This is a genomic window from Thauera sp. 63 (assembly GCF_000310165.2).
Lineage (GTDB): Bacteria > Pseudomonadota > Gammaproteobacteria > Burkholderiales > Rhodocyclaceae > Thauera > Thauera humireducens.
This window is the reverse complement of the sequence record NZ_AMXC01000047.1, coordinates 1-18,171: the sequence shown is the minus strand read 5'-3', so window position 1 is coordinate 18,171 and position 18,171 is coordinate 1. Positions and strand designations below refer to the sequence as shown.

The window sequence follows — 18,171 nt, the reverse complement described above, 5'->3', positions numbered from 1 at the left end:
CCGGGCTCGCAGGCCGGCCCCAGCCAGCGCGCCACCAGCAGGCCCGGCAGCAGGGTCACGCCGCCTTCGCCCGCCGCGGGCACGATGTCGCGCCACGCGGCCAGCAGGTCCGCATCGCAGCGCGGCGAAGCGACGATGAAGCTGCCGCTCACCGGCTGCCCCTGCAGCCCCACCGCCGCGCCCAGCAGCGCATCGCCGCCGCGCAGCACGCCGCGCTCCAGCCACTGCGGGCGACCATCGCGCTCGATGCGGATGCGCATCGCCATCTCACCGCGGCCGAAGCGCTCACCGGCGGCCGTGCGGCCAAAGCACAACATCTCGCTGCCGACGAAGCAGGCGTTGCCCTGCAGGCGCACCTCGGTCGCCAGCTCGCCGAGCGCGCCGTCATAGACGATGCTCTCCTGCGGCAACCACTCGCACACGCCGCCCGCGGCCACCGCGATGCGCTGCACCAGGGCGCCGGCGGCGCCGGCGCTGCGGTACCACTTGCCCGCCCCCGGCGTGGTCAGCAAGGCATGGGCACCGCCATCGACCTGCACCGTCACCTGCAGGCGGTCGCCACCGGCAATGCCGGCTGGCGGATGCACCAGGACGGTGTGGCAGACCGCATCCCCTTCCGGATACAGCGGACGCTGCACCACCAACGGCCCGACATGGCTGCGGCGGACCAGCACGCTCCGTTCTCCGCGGCGGGCGTAGGCCAGTGACAAGGCCGCTTGCCAGCCCTGCTGCCGCGGCGGCGCGACGAGGTGATCGGCGGGGAAGACGAGCGGGGCATTCATGCACCAAGCTCAGCAAATAGCGGGCCAGCCCGTGGAAAGGCCCGGCTGCCGGGCTGTCGCGGCCCGCCACGCCGCGGCGCTCCGGCGCGCGCACCATTGCAGTGCGACGAAACCGTCCTCCGGCGCACCCGGATGGTGCGCCGGGCCACCCCGACCGGGGAGGCGGTCAGCCGCCCGGCTTGCGCATCAGCACCACGTCCTTGCACGGCACCTCGCACTGCCAGCCGAAGCGCCGGGCCAGCACACGGAAGGTGGCCTCGCGGTAGAACACCACGTGGGTCGGGTCGCGGCGGTAGTGCCAGTGTGCGAAGCGCACGTCGTCGGTCTGGAAGCAGGTCATGACCGCCAGCCAGCCGCCGGGCCGCAGCAGGCCGTCGAGGCGGGCGAACTCACCGGCCGGGTCGTGAAAGTGCTCGGCCACCTCGGTGCAGGTGACGAAGTCGTAGGTCCGCGCGAGGGCGGCACGATCCGGCGCGAAGAAAGGGTCATACAGCGTCATCCGGTGGCCGGCCGCGCACAGCATGTCGGCCAGCGCCGGACCGGGCCCGCAGCCGTAGTCCAGGCCCGCGCTCGCCGGTGCCAGCCGCGCCAGCAAAGGCCCGGCAAGGCGGTCGAGAAAGCGGCGGTAGCCCGGATCGGACGGATCGTTGCGATGCAGTTCGTACTCCGCCCGCTCGACCGCCGCCGCAGGACGCTGCGCGGGCGGCACGAAGGTCGCCTCGCACGCCAGGCAGCGCAGGTAGGCCCGGCCGTCGACCTGCATGAAGGGACGCACATCGACCGCCCCGCACACCGGACAGGCGGCGCAGCCGGAGACGCAGGAAGAGGCTTTGCGGAGACCCATGCGCGCGATTCTACGGGTATCGCATGAGCGTCACCGCCCCTGGCCTGGGCGCCGATGCCTCCCCGGCCGCCGCGCAGCACGGGCAGGGGTGCCACGCGGACAAAGACCGTCCGCGGCCGGCACGCTCGCTTAAATCGTTACCATACGGCCCTTTCAGCGTCACCAAGACTTTCCCTTCCTCCGAATCCGCCCGATGTCATGAACCTCGAAATGCTGTGGGTCTTCGCCCTGCTGGCCGCCTGCGTGGCCGCTTTCATCGCCAACCGGCCCCGGATGGACGTGGTGGCCCTGGCTGCCATGCTCGCCCTGGTGATCAGCGGCACCCTGGAGGTCGACGAGGCACTGTCAGGTTTCAGCGAGCCCAGCGTGATCCTCATCGCCGCATTCTTCGTCATCGGCGAGGGCCTGGTTCAGACCGGCATCGCCCACCGCGTCGGCGACTGGCTGGTACACACCACCCGCAGCAGCGAGACCCGCCTCCTGGTGCTGCTGATGCTCGCGGTGGCGGGCCTTGGTTCGGTGATGAGCTCCACCGGCGTGGTGGCCATCTTCGTGCCGGTGGCCCTGAGCGTGGCCGCCCGGCTGGGCGCCAGTGCCGGCCGGCTGATGATGCCGCTTGCCTTCGCCGGGCTGATCAGCGGCATGCTGACACTGGTGGGCACGCCGCCGAACCTCGTGGTCAACAGCGAGTTGCAGCGGGCGGGGCTCTCCGGCTTCGGATTCTTCGACTTCACCCCGGCCGGACTCATCGTCCTCGTCCTCGGCATCGCCTACATGATGTACGCGCGCCGCTGGCTGGGCGCCGAACCCGAGGCGCACGGCCGCAGTGCTCAGGGCCGCCGGCGCCTGCGGGAACTGGCCAAGGACTACCATCTGCTCGACCGGGTGCGCCGCATGCAGGTCGCCGCGGGCTCGCCGATGATCGGACACACCCTGGGCGAACTGCAGTTGCGCGCCGGCTATGGCGCCAACGTGATCGCCATCGAGCGCATGCGCCAGTTCGGTCAGGTGATGCTCACCACCTCGGCCAACCGGGAGATCCTGGCCGGTGACATCCTGCTGGTGGATTTCGTCCGGGCCGAGCTCGACATCGAGCGCTTCTGCGCCGAGATGCATCTTCAGAAGCGTGCCTTCAAGCAGGACTACTTCACCGACATGTCCCGCGAACTGGGGCTGGCGGAAGTCGTCATTCCGCCCGGCTCCACCCTCATCGGCCATTCCATCCTCGAACTGCGCATGCGCTCCCAGCGCGGCATCAACGTCATCGGCCTGCGCCGCGGCGGTCACGCCCTGGATGACACCCTGCTCCACGAGCGGCTGAGGATGGGCGACACGCTGCTGATCGCCGGCACCTGGAAGGCCATCCGCCTGCTCAACATGCAGCCGCAGAACTTTCTCGTGCTGAGCGTGCCGGCGGAGATGGACGAGGCCGCTCCCGCCGCGCGTCGCGCGCCTTTCGCCCTGCTCACCCTGGCCCTGACCGTCGGGCTGATGGTCTCGGGCCTGGTGCCCAGCGTGATCGCCGCCCTGCTGGGCTGCCTGCTGATGGGCGCCTTCCGCTGCATCGACCTGAACAGCGCCTACCGCTCCCTGCACTGGCAGAGCCTGATCCTCATCGTCGGCATGCTGCCCTTCGCCATCGCGCTGCAGAAGACCGGGGGCATCGACTTCATCGTCTCCTCGCTGCTGGGCCTGAGCGGCGAGGCCTCGCCCCGGGTGGTCATGGCCATGCTCTTCGTGCTCACGTCGGTGGTCGGCCTGTTCATCTCCAACACCGCCACGGCGGTGCTGATGGCCCCCATCGGCATCGCCCTGGCCCAGCAGCTGGACCTCTCCCCCTATCCCTTCGCCATGACCGTGGCCTTGTCCGCCTCCGCGGCCTTCATGACGCCCGTCTCGTCGCCGGTCAACACCCTGGTGACCGGCCCTGGCCACTATCGCTTCATGGACTTCGTGCGCGTCGGCGTGCCCTTCACGGTGCTGGTGCTGCTGGTGTGCGTCACCGTGCTCCCCCTGCTGTTTCCCTTTGCACCGCAGCCGTAGGCGCGGAAACCACCCCGGCGGCGGCGTGGGCGTGTATGGTGCTGGGATCAGACCGCCATCCGACGCTCGAACCCCCGTTCGCCACGCCGCATGTCAGGAGGAGAAGCACCATGAACGCAACGGCCACCGTCCCCGACACCCTGCTGACCGAAGCCGAGATTCGCAAGGCGCCGCTGGATGACTACATGTCGCCCCGGCAACTGGCCTTTTTCCGCGCCAAGCTGATCGAGGAGCGCGACCAGTTGCTCGAATCCGCGCACCGCACCACGCTGCACCTGCAGGAGTTCGAGAGCACGCCCGACCCCTCGGACCGCGCCTCGCTCGAGGAAGACCACACCCTCGAACTGCGCGTGCGCGACCGCGAACGCAAGCTGCTGCACAAGATCGACGAGGCGCTGGTGCGCATCGACAACGGCAGCTACGGCTGGTGCGAGGATACCGGCGAGCCGATCGGCATCGCCCGCCTGCTCGCACGGCCGACGGCCACCCTCAGCGTCGAGGCGCAGGAAATCCACGAAGCCCGACGCAAGATGCAGGGCGGCTGAGCGGCAAACCCGGCCGGCACCGCAGCCACGGTTCAGCCGCGCGCGAGCCGCGCGAACTGGGCCACGGCCGCGGTGCGGGTCTCCACCCCGAGCTTCTCGTAGATGTGCTCGAGGTGCTTGTTCACCGTGCGCGGACTCATGCCGAGGATCTCCGCCACATCGCGGTTGGTCTTGCCGCGCGCGACCCATTCCAGCACGTCCATCTCGCGCTGCGTCAGCGGATTGGGCAGCAGCGCCGCGGCAGGCTCGGCGTCCTCGCTGCGCGCGCGCATCGCCGCATTCATGTCGCGCGCCACGCGCAGGTGCGCCTGCAGCCGCGCCACGAGTTCGTCCGGCACGACCGGCTTCACCAGATAGTCGATGCCCCCGGCGGACAAGCCCTCGACCAGGCGCTCGGTCTCCGCCAGCCCGGTCATGAAGATCACCGGCACGGTACGCATGCCCGGCGCCTGCTTGAGCCGGCGGCAGGTTTCGAAACCGTCCATGCCCGGCATGCAGGCGTCGAGCAGCACCGCGTCGGGGGTGATGCGCTCGAGCCGCTTCAGCGCGGTGGCGCCGTCGGTGGCGACCAGCACGGTGTAGCCGGCCTCGTCGAGTGCCTCGGCGATCATGCGCACCGTGTCCGGTGCGTCGTCGATCAGCAGGACGACTTCGCGCTCACGGAGCGACGGCATCGGGGCAGTCATCGGCGACTCCATCGAGCATGTGGATGAGGGTGTCAAAGCGCAGCTCCAGGGTCAGCGCGCGCAGGCTTTCCAGCGGGGCGCGGAGTTCGGGATGCAGGGCTTCGAGTTCGTCGAGGCGACGCACCAGGCCCTGCAGGTGGCCGAGGTCGGCGAACTCGCGCAGCTCGGCGCGGAGGTGTCCGGACAGGGCGGACAGCGCCGCCGGCGCAAGTGACGCGGGACGGACCGGTGGGGTGTGATCGGCGGGCAGGGCCGGCGGCAGCGCCGCACGCGCGCCCGCAGGCACCGCCGTCGCCTCGCCGTTCTCGGCGTAGATCCACGCCAGTCCCAGCCAGGTGCTCAGGCGCGCGAACAGCTCGGTCTCCAGCACCGGCTTGACGATGAAGTCGTCGCAGCCCGCGGCCGTGCGCCGGTCCGGCAGGTTCTCGTAGGCGTTGGCCGACACCATCACGATCGGCCCGCTGTAGCCCGCATCGCGCAGCTGGCGGCTCAGCGTCCAGCCGTCGGTCACCGGCATCGACACGTCGAGGAACACGATGTCCGGCGCGAACGCCTCCACCTGGCGCAGCGCCTCGTCCGGACGCTCGCACTCCTCGACCAGGAAGCCGCGCGGACGCAGCATGTCGGCGATCAGGTGGCTCTGCGCCGGCTGGTCGTCGACCACCAGCAGCTTGCGCCGCGGACCGAAGTAGCCGCGGATCTCGCGTTCCGGCCGCGTCGCCACCCGCGGATGCGCCACCCGCGGCAGATGCAGCTTGACGCGGAACACGCTGCCGCGCCCCGGCGTGCTGCTGACCGTGAGCTGGCCGCCGGCGAGCTCGATCAGCAGACGGGTGATGGTGAGCCCGAGGCCCGTGCCCGGCGCGCTCGGCGGCTGGTTGCCGGTGCCGCGTTCGAAGGGCTCGAAGATGCGCTCCAGGTCGGCCGCCGGAATGCCGCAGCCGGTGTCGCGGATCTCGAACACCGCGATCTCGCTCTGGTAGGTGATCTTCAGCACCACCTCGCCGCGCTCGGTGTAGCGCACGGCGTTGGCGAGCAGGTTGATCAGGATCTGGCGCAGGCGGCTGGTGTCGCCCTGCACCACCTCGGGCATGCGCCCGGCAAACTCGGTGCGGAAGGCCAGCCCTTTCCGCCCGGCTTCGAGCGCGATCATCTTCTCGACGTGGGCGAGGAACTCGCCGAAGCGGAACTCCTGGCGGTTGAACTGCAGGCGCCCGGCCTCGATGCTGGCGATGTCGAGCAGGCCGTCGATCAGCGCCAGCAGGTGTTCGCCGCTGCGCTGGATGGTGGAGATCGCCTCGCGCCGGCGCCGCGGCAGGTCGGTGTCGCGCAGCATGATCTGCGAGTAGCCGAGGATGGTGTTGAGCGGCGTGCGCAGCTCGTGGCTGATGCCGCGCACGTAGCGGCTCTTGGCCGCGTTGGCGGCCTCGGCGTCCTCCTTGGCCTGCTGCAGCTTGGCGTCGGTGTCGCGGTGGGCCTCGATCTCGCGCAGCAGCAGCTGGTTCTGGCGCTCGGACTCTTCCTGCGCCACCCGCCGGCTCTCGTTGGCCAGCACCAGCCACCACACCCCCACCGCCGCCAGCAGCACGAGCACGGCGAAGATGCGCAGGAAAGCCAGCCCCAGATCGGTCGCCCCCGCCTGCTCCGCCAGCAGTTCCTGCTGGTACACCAGGCCCACGACCGAGGCGATCACCAGGCTGCTGACGAAGAACACCATCACGAACTGGCTCACGCGGCGGGCCACCCGCGCCGACATCGACGACGGCATCCAGCCGGCCAGCAAGGGCGCGAAGCGCGAGAGCAGGCCGGCGTCGGGCTTGCAGCGGTCGCGGCAGCGCGCCTCCAGCGTGCAGCACAGCGAGCAGATGGCGCCACCGTAGGCCGGGCACTGCGCCATGTCCTCGGCCTCGAAGTGGTTCTCGCACACCACGCAGCGCAGCGACTCGGCCACGCGCCATTGCGTCTCACGCGGTCGCGCCAGGTAGAAGCGGCCGCGCGTGCCCCAGGCGATCAGCGGCGCCAGCGCAAAGGCTGTCAGCAGCGAGATGAAGGGCGCGAAGGCCTGCGCCACCGGCCCCAGGTGGCCGCCGAAGGCGATGATGCCCAGCACCGAGCCCGCCAGCATCGCACCCACCCCCACCGGATTGACGTCGTAGAGGTAGGCGCGCTTGAACTCGATGTGGCGCGGCGACAGGCCGAGCGGCTTGTTCACCACCAGGTCGGCCACCACCGCGCCGATCCACGCCACCGCCACGTTGGCATACACGCCCAGCACGTGCTCCAGCGCCTCGAACACGCCCAGCAGCATCAGCATGAGCGCGATCAGCACGTTGAAGATCAGCCACACCACCCGCCCCGGGTGGCTGTGGGTGAGGCGCGAGAAGAAGTTGGACCACGCCAGCGACCCCGCATAGGCGTTGGTCACGTTGATCTTGACCTGGCAGATGATGACGAAGATGCAGGCCAGCGCGATCGCCGCGCGTGGATCGTCGACCACGTGCTGGAAGCCGGCCAGGTACATCTGTGTGGGCTGCAGCGCCTTCTCCGGCGGCACCATCGCCTGCAGCGCGAGGAAGGCGAGGAAGGCGCCGCCGACCATCTTGAGCGCGCCGGGGATGATCCAGCCCGGCCCCGCCGCCACCACCGAGGCCCACCAGCGCCCGCGGTTGCGCTTGCCCGCCGGCGGCAGGAAGCGCAGGAAGTCCACCTGCTCGCCGATCTGCGCGATCAGTGCGAAAGCCACGGTACAGCCGGCGCCCACCGCCAGCCAGTCGAAGTCGTTGCCGTGGCGGCCGCCGAGCTCGGTGAAGGCGGCGTACAGCTCGGGCTCGCGCAGCAGCACGACGAGGAAGGGCGTCAGCAGCAGCACCACGAACACCGGCTGGGTCCACGCCTGCAGCCGGCTGATCCAGGTGATGCCGTGCGTCACCAGCGGGATCACCGCCAGCGAACTCAGCAGGTAGCCCCACTGCAGCGGCAGGTCGAACCACAGCTCCAGCGCCAGCGCCATGATCGCCGCCTCGATGGCGAAGAAGATGAAGGTGAAGGAGGCGTAGATCAGCGAGGTGATGGTCGAACCGATGTAGCCGAAGCCGGCGCCGCGGGTCAGCAGGTCCATGTCCACCGCTTCGCGCGCGGCGTAGTAGCTGATCGGCAGGCCGGTGAGGAAGATCACCAGCGCCACCAGGCCGATCGCCCACACCGCGTTGGTGAAGCCCCAGTTCAGCGCGATGGTGCCGCCGATGGCCTCCATCGCCAGGAAGGACACGGCGCCGAGCGCGGTGTGGGCGATGCGCGAGAACGACCACTTGCGGAAGCTGCGCGGCGCATAGCGCAAGGCGTAGTCCTCCAGCGTCTCGTCGGCGACCCAGCTGTTGTACTCGCGACGGATGTGGATGATGCGCTGGCTGGCAGGGGCGGTCACGGCAGTGGGCGATGAAGGGTGGTCAGGATCGATCCGGTGCTTCAGCAAGAAGCATTCCCACCCATCGCGGTGCATGCAGGGCCCGCAGGCGCACCATCCGCACCCCGCCGGCAGCCCGCGCGCGCACCACATCGGGGCGCCCCGGCCGGTGCATGCACCACGCCCGGCAACGGACATGCCGCGGCCCCGCCGCCTCTTGTGCGCCGCACAAGACGATAGCGACACCCCCTGCGCATCCCCATACGTCGTTTGACGTATTCGCTGTTTCGCCCCCGATGGATAGCTTGTGCACCGCAACGAGACGACAAATCGAGCCAGCCCGACCGGCCCGCCGCCTCGCCAGATCCGTGTTGCAGCCCACTCATCAAGGAGCGATCCATGTCAGACAAGCACCTGCCTTCCTCCTCGCGCCGCACGTTCATGCTCGGCGCCGCCGCTCTCCCGCTCGCACTGGCCATGTCCCGCATGGGCCACGCCGCCGCGCTGCCTACCGCCCAGGTCAACACCACCGGCCTGGCCGTGACCGACACCGAAGTCATCGTCGGCCAGCTGCACTCGGCCACCGGCACCATGGCCATCTCCGAGACCGGCTCCATCCAGGCCGAACAGCTCGCCATCGACCAGATCAACGCCATGGGCGGCATCCTCGGCCGCAAGATCAAGGTGATCAAGGAAGACGGCGCCTCCGACTGGCCGACCTTCGCCGAGAAGTCGCGCAAGCTGCTGGTCAACGACAAGGTCGCCACCGTGTTCGGCTGCTGGACCTCAGCCTCGCGCAAGGCGGTGCTGCCGATCTTCGAGAAGGAAAACGGCCTGCTCTACTACCCGACCTTCTACGAAGGCCTGGAGCAGTCGAAGAACGTCATCTACACCGGCCAGGAAGCCACCCAGCAGATCCTCTACGGCCTCGACTGGGCGAAGAAGGAAAAGGGCGCACAGAAGGTCTTCCTGGTGGGCTCGGACTACATCTGGCCGCGTACCTCGATGAAGATCGCGCGCAAGCACATCGAGAACTTCCAGGGCGGCAAGGTCGTCGGCGAAGAGTACTACCCGCTCGGCAACACCAACTTCAACTCGCTGATCAACAAGATCAAGATCGCCAAGCCCGACTGCATCTTCGCGGCCGTGGTAGGCGGATCGAACGTCGCCTTCTACAAGCAGCTGAAGGCCGCCGGCATCACCGGCGCCAAGCAGTTCCTGCTCACCCTGTCGGTGACCGAGGACGAGATGCTGGGCATCGGCGGCGAGAACTTCGAGGGCTTCTACTCCTCGATGAAGTACTTCCAGACCCTCGACAACGCCAACAACAAGGCCTTCGTCGAAGCCTTCAAGAAGGCCTACGGGCCCAAGGCGGTCATCGGCGACGTCACCCAGGCGGCCTACCTCGGCCCCTGGCTGTGGAAGGCGGCGGTCGAGAAGGCGGGCAGCTTCGATGTGGACAAGGTGGTCGCCGCCTCGCCGGGCATCGAGCTGCCGACCGCGCCCGAGGGCTACGTGAAGATCCACGAGAACCACCACCTGTACAGCAAGGCCCGCATCGCGCAGGGCCAGGCCGACGGCACCTTCAAGGTGGTGGCGGAATCGCCCGAGCTGATCGTTCCGGACCCCTTCCCCAAGGGCTACCAGTAAGCCACGCGGCCGCCGCGGCTCAGGCCGCGGCGGTTTCCGGCTGTTAACAGCCGTCTTCCGCCCACCCCTCCGGAGGTCCGTCATGTCGTTCGACGAAATCTACAACATCGCCCTGATGCAGGGTTTTGCCGGCCTGAGCCTGTTCGCGGTGCTGCTGCTGATGGGGCTCGGCCTGGCGATCATCTTCGGCCAGATGGGCGTCATCAACATGGCGCATGGCGAGTTCATGACCATCGGCGCCTACACCATCTTCCTGCTTTCCAGCCTCACCGAAACCTACGCGCCGGGCCTGATCCAGGCCTACTTCCCGTTCGCCATCGTGTGCGCCTTCCTCGTCGCCTTCGCCTTCGGCTGGCTGGCGGAATGGGCACTGATCCGGCACCTGTACAAGCGCCCGCTCGACACCCTGCTCGCCACCTGGGGCCTGTCGCTGGGCATGCAGCAGGCCTTCCGCACCATCATCGGGCCGAAGGAAGTCAGCCCCACCCTGCCCGACTGGCTGATGGGCTCGTGGTCGCCGGCCGAAGGGCTCGACATCCCGATCAACGGCATGTTCGTGCTCGGCCTCACCATCGTCGTCACCGGCGGCGTGCTGCTCGCGCTCTACAAGTCGCGCTGGGGCCTGCGGGTGCGCGCCACGGTCGCCAACCGCAGCATGGCCAACGCCATCGGCATCAACACCACGCGCACCGACCGCGTCACCTTCGCCATCGGCTGCGGCATCGCCGGCGTGGCCGGGGCGGCATTCACCACCATCGGCTCGACCGGCCCGACCAGCGGCTCGCTCTACATCGTCGACGCCTTCCTGGTGGTGACCTTCGGCGGCGCGGCCAGCCTGTGGGGCACGGTGGTCTCGGCCTTCGGCATCGCGCAGACGCAGTCGATCTCCGAGTTCTTCCTGTCCGGCTCGATGGCCAAGGTGCTCACGCTGCTGCTGATCGTGACCATCCTGATGCTGCGCCCGCAAGGCCTGTTCGCCTCCAAGGTGCGCCGCTGAGTCCGCCGGCACCGACACGACCGAATCCCGAATCCAAGACCGGAGAGCCAACATGGATGCAATCAAAACCTGGCTGGGACGCAGCGGCCTTGCCAGCATCGCGATCCTCGCCGTCCTGCTGCTGGTGGTGTTCCCGCTGGCGATGGACACCTTCCGCCTGAACCTGGTGGGCAAGTACCTCACCTACGGCTTCGTCGCCATCGGCCTCGTCATGCTGTGGGGCTACGGCGGCGTGCTGAGCCTGGGCCAGGGGGTGTTCTTCGGCCTCGGCGGCTACGCCATGGCCATGTTCCTGAAGCTCGAGGCGTCCGACCCCGAGAGCACCAAGATCCAATCCACACCGGGCATCCCCGACTTCATGGACTGGAACCAGCTCACCGAGCTGCCGCTGTGGTGGGAGCCCTTCAACTCCTTCGGCTTCACGCTGTTCGCGGTGGTCGCGGTGCCGGTGCTGCTGGCCTTCATCATCAGCTACGCCATGTTCAAGCGCCGCGTGGGCGGGGTGTACTTCGCCATCATCACCCAGGCGGTGGCGCTGATCCTGACCGTGCTCATCATCGGCCAGCAGGGCTACACCGGCGGCGTCAACGGCATGACCGACCTCAAGACCCTGATGGGCTGGGACATCCGCACCGACGAAGCCAAGACGCTGCTGTACTTCCTCACCGCCGCCCTGCTGCTCGGCGCCATCCTGCTGTGCCGCTGGATCCAGCTCAGCAAGCTCGGCACCCTGCTGCTGGCCATGCGCGACAAGGAAGACCGCGTGCGCTTCTCGGGCTACGACGTGTCGATGTTCAAGGTCTTCGCCTTCTGCCTGGCGGCCGCCCTGTCGGCCATCGGCGGCGCAATGTTCACGCTGCAGGTCGGCTTCATGTCGCCGTCCTTCGTCGGCATCGTGCCCTCGATCGAGATGGTGATCTTCGCCGCAGTGGGCGGGCGCATGAGCCTGGTGGGCGCGGTGTATGGCGCGCTGCTGGTGAATTTCGGCAAGACCTACTTCTCCGAGACCTTCCCCGACCTGTGGCTGTTCCTGATGGCGGCGCTCTTCATCGGCGTGGTCATGGCCTTCCCCAACGGTCTGGCCGGCCTGTACGAGAGCCACGTCAAGCCCTGGCTGGCGCGCCGCAAGCAGGCGTCGGCGCCGGCCGGCAGCGGGGGCGAGCCGCCCAGCGCAAGCACGGCCCCGGCCGCCCCGACGGTCCCGCACACCACCACCAGCAGCGCCGCTGCCCCGGCCGCCGACATCCACCTCGGCGCCAAGGTCAGCAGCCAGTCGGCCTGACGGAACAGGGAGACCCACATCATGAGCAACACCGACTTCGTCCTCGCCGTGGAAGACCTGACGGTCTCCTTCGACGGCTTCAAGGCCATCGACAGCCTCAACCTCTACGTCGATCGCGGCGAGCTGCGCGTGGTCATCGGCCCCAACGGCGCCGGCAAGACCACCCTGCTCGACCTCATCTGCGGCAAGACCAAGGCCTCGGCCGGCAGCATCAAGTTCAAGAACCAGGAGATGACCCGGCTGCCCGAGCACATGATCGTGCGCGCCGGCATCGGGCGGAAGTTCCAGACCCCGTCCATCTACGAAAACCTCAGCGTGTTCAAGAACCTGGAGGTGTCCTTCCCGCGTGGCCGCGGCGTGTTCGGCGCGCTCGGCTTCAAGTGCGACGACGCGGTGCAGGCCAAGGTCGACGAGGTCGCCGGGATGATCGGCCTCGCCGACCGCCTCGACCTCGAGGCCGGCCTGCTGTCGCACGGCCAGAAGCAGTGGCTGGAGATCGGCATGCTGCTGATGCAGGACCCGGAGCTGCTGATGCTGGACGAGCCCATCGCCGGCATGAGTGCCCGCGAGCGCGAACTGACCGCCGACCTGCTCAACCGCATCTGCCAGAACCGGTCGGTGATCGTCATCGAGCACGACATGGATTTCGTCGCCCGCATCGCCCACAAGGTCACGGTGATGCACCAGGGAAAGATCCTCGCCGAAGGCTCGATGGACAAGGTCCAGTCCGATCCCAAGGTCATCGACGTCTATCTAGGCCACTGAGCCTCCTCGGAGAACACCATGCTCAAGGTATCCAACCTCGTCGTGAACTACGGCCAGAGCGAGGCGCTGCACGGCATCTCGTTCGCGGCCGAACGCAATGAAGCCGTCGCCATCATGGGCCGCAACGGCATGGGCAAGACCACGCTGTTCAAGTCGCTGATGGGTGTGCTGCCGCTCAAGTCCGGCAGCGTCGAGGTCGACGGCCAGGAAGTCGGCAAGGACGAGAGCTTTCGCCGCGTGGCCAAGGGCATCGCCTACGTGCCGCAAGGGCGGATGATCTTCCCCACCCTCACCGTCGAGGAAAACATCCACACCGGCCTCGAGAACGCCAAGGTCAAGAAGGTGCCCGACGAGATCTACGCGCTGTTCCCGGTGCTGTGGGACATGCGCCGGCGCAAGGGCGGCAACCTCTCCGGCGGCCAGCAGCAGCAGCTCGCGATTGCCCGCGCGCTCGTCACCGACCCCAAGGTGCTGCTGCTCGACGAACCCACCGAGGGCATCCAGCCCTCGATCATCAAGGACATCGCGAAGGCGCTCAACGAGATCCGCAAGATCCGCCAGATCACCATCGTCGTGTCCGAACAGGTCCTTTCCTTCGCGATGGACGTGGCCGACCGCCTGTTCGTCATCGAAGGCGGACGCCTCGTCCATGAAAGCGCGCGCGCCGACACCGACGAAGCCCACATCAAGCAGTTCCTCTCCGTGTAACCCACCAAAAAGAGGTGTGCCATGCCTGAAACGCTGATCAAGGTCGATCTGAAGCAGTCCCCGTACGAAAACGAGATGGTGCACAACCGCTGGCACCCGGACATCCCGATGGCGTGCTGGGTGAAGCCCGGCGACGACTTCGTCCTCGAGACCTACGACTGGACCGGCGGCGCCATCAAGAACGACGACGACGCCTCGGACGTGCGCGACGTGGACCTGTCCACCGTGCACTTCCTGTCCGGCCCGGTGGGCGTCGAAGGCGCCGAGCCCGGCGACCTGCTGGTGGTCGACCTGCTCGACATCGGCGCCAAGGACGAAAGCCTGTGGGGCTTCAACGGCTTCTTCTCCAAGAACAACGGCGGCGGCTTCCTCACCGAGCACTTCCCGCACGCGCAGAAGTCCATCTGGGACTTCGAGGGCATGTTCACCAAGAGCCGCCACATCCCCGGCGTGCGCTTCGCCGGCCTCATCCACCCAGGCCTCATCGGCTGCCTGCCCGACCAGAAGATGCTCGACATGTGGAACGAGCGCGAGGTCGACTTCATCGCCACCCAGCCCGACCGCGTGCCGCCGCTGGCCAACCCGCCCGCGCCCAAGACCGCGCACATGGGCAAGCTGAAAGGCGAGGCCCGCGACAAGGCCGCCGCCGAAGGCGCCCGCACCGTGCCGCCGCGCGAACACGGCGGCAACTGCGACATCAAGGATCTGTCGCGTGGCTCGCGCGTGTTCTTCCCCGTGTACGTGAAGGGCGCCGGCCTGTCGGTGGGCGACCTGCACTTCTCGCAGGGCGACGGCGAAATCACCTTCTGCGGCGCCATCGAGATGGCCGGCTGGGTGCACATGAAGGTCAGCCTCATCAAGGGCGGCATGGCCAAGTACGGCATCAAGAACCCGATCTTCAAGCCCAGCCCGATCACGCCCAACTACAAGGACTACGTGATCTTCGAAGGCATCTCGGTCGACGAACAGGGCAAGCAGCACTACCTGGACGTGCACGTCGCCTACCGCCAGGCCTGCCTCAACGCCATCGAGTACCTGAAGAAGTTCGGCTACTCCGGCGCCCAGGCCTACTCCATCCTCGGCACGGCACCGGTGCAGGGCCACATCAGCGGCGTGGTCGACATCCCCAACGCCTGCGCCACGCTGTGGCTGCCCACCGAGATCTTCGACTTCGACATCAACCCCACCGCCGAAGGGCCGACGAAGTTCATCAGCGGCGGCGTCGACATGCCCATCGCCTACGACAAGACCTGAGCCCGCCTCCACCGCAGCCCGCCCGCCGCCGCCCGCGCGGCGGGCACCGCCACCGGGAGCCCAACATGCCGACCTACGAATACTTCTGCGAAGACTGCGGCGACTTCTCCGCCCTGCGCCCCATGAGCGCCCGCAACGAACCCTGCGCCTGCCCCCACTGCGGCGCGGAGGCCTACCGCGTCATGCTCAGCGCCCCGACGCTGGCCACGATGGACGGCGCCACCCGCAACGCCCACGCCACCAACGAACGCGCAGCCAATGCGCCGATGACCAGCGCGGAGTATGCAGCGCGGCACAAGCACGGGCCGGGGTGCGGGTGTTGCAGCGGGAAACCGTCGAAGTCGACGGTCAGGGCGGCCGATGGGTCGAAGGCGTTTCCGACGAAAAGGCCGTGGATGATTAGTCATTGACGGGGGAAGGTGACGCGCCCGGCCGTACCCTGCACAGCAGGTTCGGCAGCCCCAACTCCTTCAGGAGGGCGTTGTGCTTGTCGAGCGCAGTTTTCCTCTTCTGAGATCGGTCATGAAGCTTTTCCTGTGCGGCGCTTGATCCTGCTTTCCAGTGCTTTCAATTCCGCCTCGTCCTGCGCATCGGCAGCCTGCGCCTCCAGTCTCTTGCGGCGTTGGTCGTAATCGACAAACAGCGTACCCACCTTCTGCTCCATGCGGGCATGACTGACCGAACCCGCGCCACTCAGCAAGGGAAAGCCATTCGCGGTAATGATCTGCCCCACGTTCTCCTGCCAGAAGGCCATGGGGGTGAGCGTCTGCCGCTTGGCGCGCAGTTCGGCGGTTTCGAGAAAGATCACCACCAGCCGGTTGAGGGTGTCGATCTCGTCCCCGGTCAGGTAATTCTTGGCGACGACGATGTCCTGCTTGCGCACCTGCGTGCCCTTCCAAGTCAGCAGGCCAAAATGGGGGTCGGCGGGGTTGGCCCGCGCCAGAATGAGTTCAGCAGCGGTCTGCTGCGTCACCGCGTACAGCAACATGTTCTGCACGGTGGCGAAAAATTGCTGGGTGGCCGTGTCGGTCTTCTCGTAATCGCTGGAGAGGGCGAAGAGATCACGCACCTTCTGATAGAACCGCTTTTCCGAGGCGCGAATATCGCGGATGCGCGCCAGCATCTCGTCGAAATAGTCCGGGCGGCCATCCGGATTCTTCAGCCGCTCGTCGTCCATGACGAAGCCCTTGAGCAGGTACTCCTTCAGCACCGTACTCGCCCAGCGACGAAACTGCACCCCGCGCGGCGAGCGCACGCGGTAGCCCACGGCCAGGATGGCGTCGAGGTTGTACAGCGTAAGTGACCGGTTAACCCGACGTCTGCCCTCGGTTTGAACTGTCAAGGATTCCTTGACAGTTGTCGCCGGGTCCAACTCCCCCTCGGCAAAGACATTCTTCAGGTGCAGCGAAATGTTCTGCTTGGTGGCACTAAACAGTTCCGCCATTTCCAACTGCGTGAGCCACACCGTTTGCCCATCTGCGCGCAACTGAATTTGGCTCTTGCCGTCTTCGCTGGTGTAGAGAATCACTTGCGTCATGCTGACGCCTCCTCGTCCAACTCGCCGCTGGCGAAGATGTTCCTGAGGTGCTCGCTGACCGTGCGCACATCCACAGCAAACAGCTCGGCTATCAGCTTCTGCGTCAGCCAGACGGTTTCGTCCTCGTAGCGCGCCTCGATGCTCTGGTCGCCTGCCTGACCGGTGAAGATCAGGAACTCGGCGGTGCTGTTACGGATGAGCTTCTTGTCGTGTCCGGCCATGTGTCCCTCGTTCGTGCAACATCTCTTCGCGCTCGAGCCCTTGCGCGCCGCAGCGAGCGTAGACGATATCAGGGACGGTGGAGTCATCTATGCAATTCAGATTCACCATCGAATGATCCAAGCAGCCCCGATACGTCAAACAACGTATTTGTGCAGCGCATCACCCTCCCGACAATGAGGCCACATCCTTTGCAACCCGCCTCACCGGGAGACCCAATCCATGAGACACGGAGATATTTCGAGCAGCGCCGATTGCGTGGGCGTTGCGGTGGTCAACTACAAGATGCCGCGCCTGCACACCAAGGCCGAGGTGCTGGACAACGCGCGCAAGATTGCCGACATGGTGGTGGGCATGAAGCAGGGCCTGCCGGGCATGGACCTGGTGATCTTTCCCGAGTATTCGACCCACGGGATCATGTACGACCCCAAGGAGATGTACGACACCGCCGCCACGGTGCCGGGCGAGGAGACCGAGATCTTCGCTGCCGCCTGCCGCAAGGCCAAGGTGTGGGGCGTGTTCTCGCTGACCGGCGAGCGCCATGAAGAGCACCCCAACAAGGCGCCCTACAACACGCTGATCCTGATGAACGACCAGGGCGAGATCGTGCAGAAGTACCGCAAGATCATGCCCTGGGTGCCGATCGAGGGCTGGTATCCGGGTGACTGCACCTATGTGTCCGACGGCCCCAAGGGCATGAAGATCAGCCTCATCATCTGCGACGACGGCAACTACCCCGAGATCTGGCGCGACTGCGCGATGAAGGGCGCCGAGCTGATCGTGCGCTGCCAGGGCTACATGTACCCGGCCAAGGACCAGCAGGTGATGGTGGCCAAGGCGATGGCGTGGATGAACAACTGCTACGTGGCCGTCGCCAACGCCACCGGCTTCGACGGCGTGTATTCCTACTTCGGCCACTCGGCCATCGTCGGCTTCGACGGCCGCACGCTGGGCGAATGCGGCGAGGAGGAGATGGGCATCCAGTACGCCGAACTCTCCACCAGCCTGATCCGCGACTTTCGCAAGAACGCCCAGTCGCAGAACCACCTCTTCAAGCTGCTGCACCGCGGCTACACCGGCAAGATCAACTCCGGCGAGGAGCCCACCGGCGTCGCCGCCTGCCCCTACAGCTTCTACGGCGAGTGGATCAACGACCCGGAAGGCACGCGCAAGAAGGTGGAGGCGATCACCCGTTCGACCGTGGGCACGCCGGAATGCCCGATCGAGGGCATCCCCAACCAGCCGCCAAGCCATCGCTGAAGCACACGCCTCCTGCCAAACACCTGTCGAAGGCGCGCCCGGAACGCCCCCTCCGAGCCCCCCACCCACGTCTCCCCGGAGGGGGCGGGGCGCGATGGGGCGATTTCAGGCCCGCCGGCTCGGGCGGCGCCATCCCGGGGCAGTCCGGGCCGGCTGTCCGAGCGCAGCGAGTTTCCGGCCCGGCCGGGATGGCGCC

At 67.4% G+C, this 18,171-nt stretch carries 16 protein-coding genes; 10 read left to right on the top strand and 6 right to left on the bottom strand.

Going from position 1 to position 18,171, the window contains the following annotated elements; all coding sequences use genetic code 11:
• Nucleotides 1–782, bottom strand: a 782-nt coding sequence (locus tag C664_RS19020) for an urease accessory protein UreD (RefSeq protein WP_004292567.1), incomplete at its 3' end; no start/stop codon positions are given.
• Between the two features lie 166 nt (nucleotides 783–948).
• Nucleotides 949–1,626: a class I SAM-dependent methyltransferase gene (locus C664_RS19015; protein ID WP_004292565.1), complete on the bottom strand. Its 678-nt coding sequence runs from the start codon at nucleotides 1,624–1,626 to the stop codon at nucleotides 949–951.
• 198 nt (nucleotides 1,627–1,824) lie between these two features.
• Here C664_RS19015 and C664_RS19010 point away from each other — a divergent pair, with 198 nt between their 5' ends.
• Both C664_RS19010 and dksA read left to right on the top strand, forming a co-directional pair.
• On the top strand, nucleotides 1,825–3,669 hold the full coding sequence (locus C664_RS19010; protein WP_004292564.1) for an SLC13 family permease: 1,845 nt from the start codon (nucleotides 1,825–1,827) through the stop codon (nucleotides 3,667–3,669).
• A 110-nt stretch (nucleotides 3,670–3,779) separates the two neighbouring features.
• The gene (gene dksA / locus C664_RS19005) at nucleotides 3,780–4,214 is read left to right on the top strand and encodes an RNA polymerase-binding protein DksA (protein WP_004292562.1); all 435 of its coding nucleotides are present in this window, start codon (nucleotides 3,780–3,782) and stop codon (nucleotides 4,212–4,214) included.
• Nucleotides 4,215–4,246: 32 nt separating this feature from the next.
• Here the strand turns inward: dksA and C664_RS19000 are convergent, their stop codons facing one another.
• Both C664_RS19000 and C664_RS18995 read right to left on the bottom strand, forming a co-directional pair.
• Nucleotides 4,247–4,900: a response regulator transcription factor gene (locus C664_RS19000; protein ID WP_004292560.1), complete on the bottom strand. Its 654-nt coding sequence runs from the start codon at nucleotides 4,898–4,900 to the stop codon at nucleotides 4,247–4,249.
• Nucleotides 4,872–8,324, bottom strand: a complete 3,453-nt coding sequence (locus C664_RS18995; RefSeq protein WP_038012493.1) for an ATP-binding protein — start codon at nucleotides 8,322–8,324, stop codon at nucleotides 4,872–4,874. Before C664_RS18995 ends, C664_RS19000 begins: the two co-directional genes overlap by 29 nt.
• Before the next feature lie 378 nt (nucleotides 8,325–8,702).
• Here C664_RS18995 and urtA point away from each other — a divergent pair, with 378 nt between their 5' ends.
• From urtA to C664_RS18960, 7 genes are all read left to right on the top strand, one after another.
• Nucleotides 8,703–9,953, top strand: a complete 1,251-nt coding sequence (urtA, locus tag C664_RS18990; RefSeq protein WP_004292557.1) for an urea ABC transporter substrate-binding protein — start codon at nucleotides 8,703–8,705, stop codon at nucleotides 9,951–9,953.
• A gap of 82 nt (nucleotides 9,954–10,035) precedes the next feature.
• Complete coding sequence (urtB, locus tag C664_RS18985; RefSeq protein WP_004292555.1) at nucleotides 10,036–10,950, top strand: urea ABC transporter permease subunit UrtB; 915 nt, start codon at nucleotides 10,036–10,038, stop codon at nucleotides 10,948–10,950.
• Nucleotides 10,951–11,002: 52 nt separating this feature from the next.
• The gene (gene urtC / locus C664_RS18980) at nucleotides 11,003–12,232 is read left to right on the top strand and encodes an urea ABC transporter permease subunit UrtC (protein ID WP_004292553.1); all 1,230 of its coding nucleotides are present in this window, start codon (nucleotides 11,003–11,005) and stop codon (nucleotides 12,230–12,232) included.
• A 21-nt stretch (nucleotides 12,233–12,253) separates the two neighbouring features.
• A complete protein-coding gene (gene urtD, locus C664_RS18975; RefSeq protein WP_004292551.1) occupies nucleotides 12,254–12,997 on the top strand; it encodes an urea ABC transporter ATP-binding protein UrtD in 744 nt (247 codons plus the stop codon).
• Between the two features lie 18 nt (nucleotides 12,998–13,015).
• The gene (gene urtE / locus C664_RS18970; protein WP_004292549.1) at nucleotides 13,016–13,705 is read left to right on the top strand and encodes an urea ABC transporter ATP-binding subunit UrtE; all 690 of its coding nucleotides are present in this window, start codon (nucleotides 13,016–13,018) and stop codon (nucleotides 13,703–13,705) included.
• Nucleotides 13,706–13,726: 21 nt separating this feature from the next.
• The gene (fmdA, locus tag C664_RS18965; protein WP_004292547.1) at nucleotides 13,727–14,959 is read left to right on the top strand and encodes a formamidase; all 1,233 of its coding nucleotides are present in this window, start codon (nucleotides 13,727–13,729) and stop codon (nucleotides 14,957–14,959) included.
• A gap of 65 nt (nucleotides 14,960–15,024) precedes the next feature.
• A complete protein-coding gene (locus C664_RS18960; RefSeq protein ID WP_004292545.1) occupies nucleotides 15,025–15,369 on the top strand; it encodes an FmdB family zinc ribbon protein in 345 nt (114 codons plus the stop codon).
• Between the two features lie 110 nt (nucleotides 15,370–15,479).
• On the opposite strand, the gene C664_RS18955 is transcribed toward C664_RS18960, so the two are convergent.
• Together C664_RS18955 and C664_RS18950 are read right to left on the bottom strand one after the other, a co-directional pair.
• Nucleotides 15,480–16,496 carry a virulence RhuM family protein gene (locus C664_RS18955; RefSeq protein WP_004292543.1) on the bottom strand — a complete coding sequence of 339 codons (1,017 nt, stop codon included), beginning with the start codon at nucleotides 16,494–16,496 and terminating at the stop codon, nucleotides 15,480–15,482.
• Entirely contained in the window at nucleotides 16,493–16,717 is a 225-nt protein-coding gene (locus C664_RS18950) for a hypothetical protein (RefSeq protein ID WP_004292542.1), read from the bottom strand. The genes C664_RS18955 and C664_RS18950 overlap by 4 nt, the downstream gene beginning before the upstream one ends.
• Before the next feature lie 220 nt (nucleotides 16,718–16,937).
• On the opposite strand from C664_RS18950, the gene C664_RS18945 reads away from it, so the two are divergent.
• Nucleotides 16,938–17,975: an aliphatic amidase gene (locus C664_RS18945; RefSeq protein WP_004292540.1), complete on the top strand. Its 1,038-nt coding sequence runs from the start codon at nucleotides 16,938–16,940 to the stop codon at nucleotides 17,973–17,975.
• Nucleotides 17,976–18,171 lie beyond the last annotated feature (196 nt).

What these genes read in the sequence shown, in the direction of transcription:
- C664_RS18960 (WP_004292545.1), top strand. Translation starts at nt 15,025, where the DNA reads ATGCCGACCTACGAATACTTCTGCGAAGACTGCGGCGACTTCTCCGCC.
- C664_RS18950 (WP_004292542.1), bottom strand. Translation starts at nt 16,717, where the DNA reads ATGGCCGGACACGACAAGAAGCTCATCCGTAACAGCACCGCCGAGTTC.
- urtD (WP_004292551.1), top strand. Translation starts at nt 12,254, where the DNA reads ATGAGCAACACCGACTTCGTCCTCGCCGTGGAAGACCTGACGGTCTCC.
- urtE (WP_004292549.1), top strand. Translation starts at nt 13,016, where the DNA reads ATGCTCAAGGTATCCAACCTCGTCGTGAACTACGGCCAGAGCGAGGCG.
- dksA (WP_004292562.1), top strand. Translation starts at nt 3,780, where the DNA reads ATGAACGCAACGGCCACCGTCCCCGACACCCTGCTGACCGAAGCCGAG.
- C664_RS19000 (WP_004292560.1), bottom strand. Translation starts at nt 4,900, where the DNA reads ATGACTGCCCCGATGCCGTCGCTCCGTGAGCGCGAAGTCGTCCTGCTG.
- urtA (WP_004292557.1), top strand. Translation starts at nt 8,703, where the DNA reads ATGTCAGACAAGCACCTGCCTTCCTCCTCGCGCCGCACGTTCATGCTC.
- C664_RS19010 (WP_004292564.1), top strand. Translation starts at nt 1,825, where the DNA reads ATGAACCTCGAAATGCTGTGGGTCTTCGCCCTGCTGGCCGCCTGCGTG.
- urtC (WP_004292553.1), top strand. Translation starts at nt 11,003, where the DNA reads ATGGATGCAATCAAAACCTGGCTGGGACGCAGCGGCCTTGCCAGCATC.
- urtB (WP_004292555.1), top strand. Translation starts at nt 10,036, where the DNA reads ATGTCGTTCGACGAAATCTACAACATCGCCCTGATGCAGGGTTTTGCC.
- C664_RS18955 (WP_004292543.1), bottom strand. Translation starts at nt 16,496, where the DNA reads ATGACGCAAGTGATTCTCTACACCAGCGAAGACGGCAAGAGCCAAATT.
- C664_RS19015 (WP_004292565.1), bottom strand. Translation starts at nt 1,626, where the DNA reads ATGGGTCTCCGCAAAGCCTCTTCCTGCGTCTCCGGCTGCGCCGCCTGT.
- C664_RS18945 (WP_004292540.1), top strand. Translation starts at nt 16,938, where the DNA reads ATGAGACACGGAGATATTTCGAGCAGCGCCGATTGCGTGGGCGTTGCG.
- fmdA (WP_004292547.1), top strand. Translation starts at nt 13,727, where the DNA reads ATGCCTGAAACGCTGATCAAGGTCGATCTGAAGCAGTCCCCGTACGAA.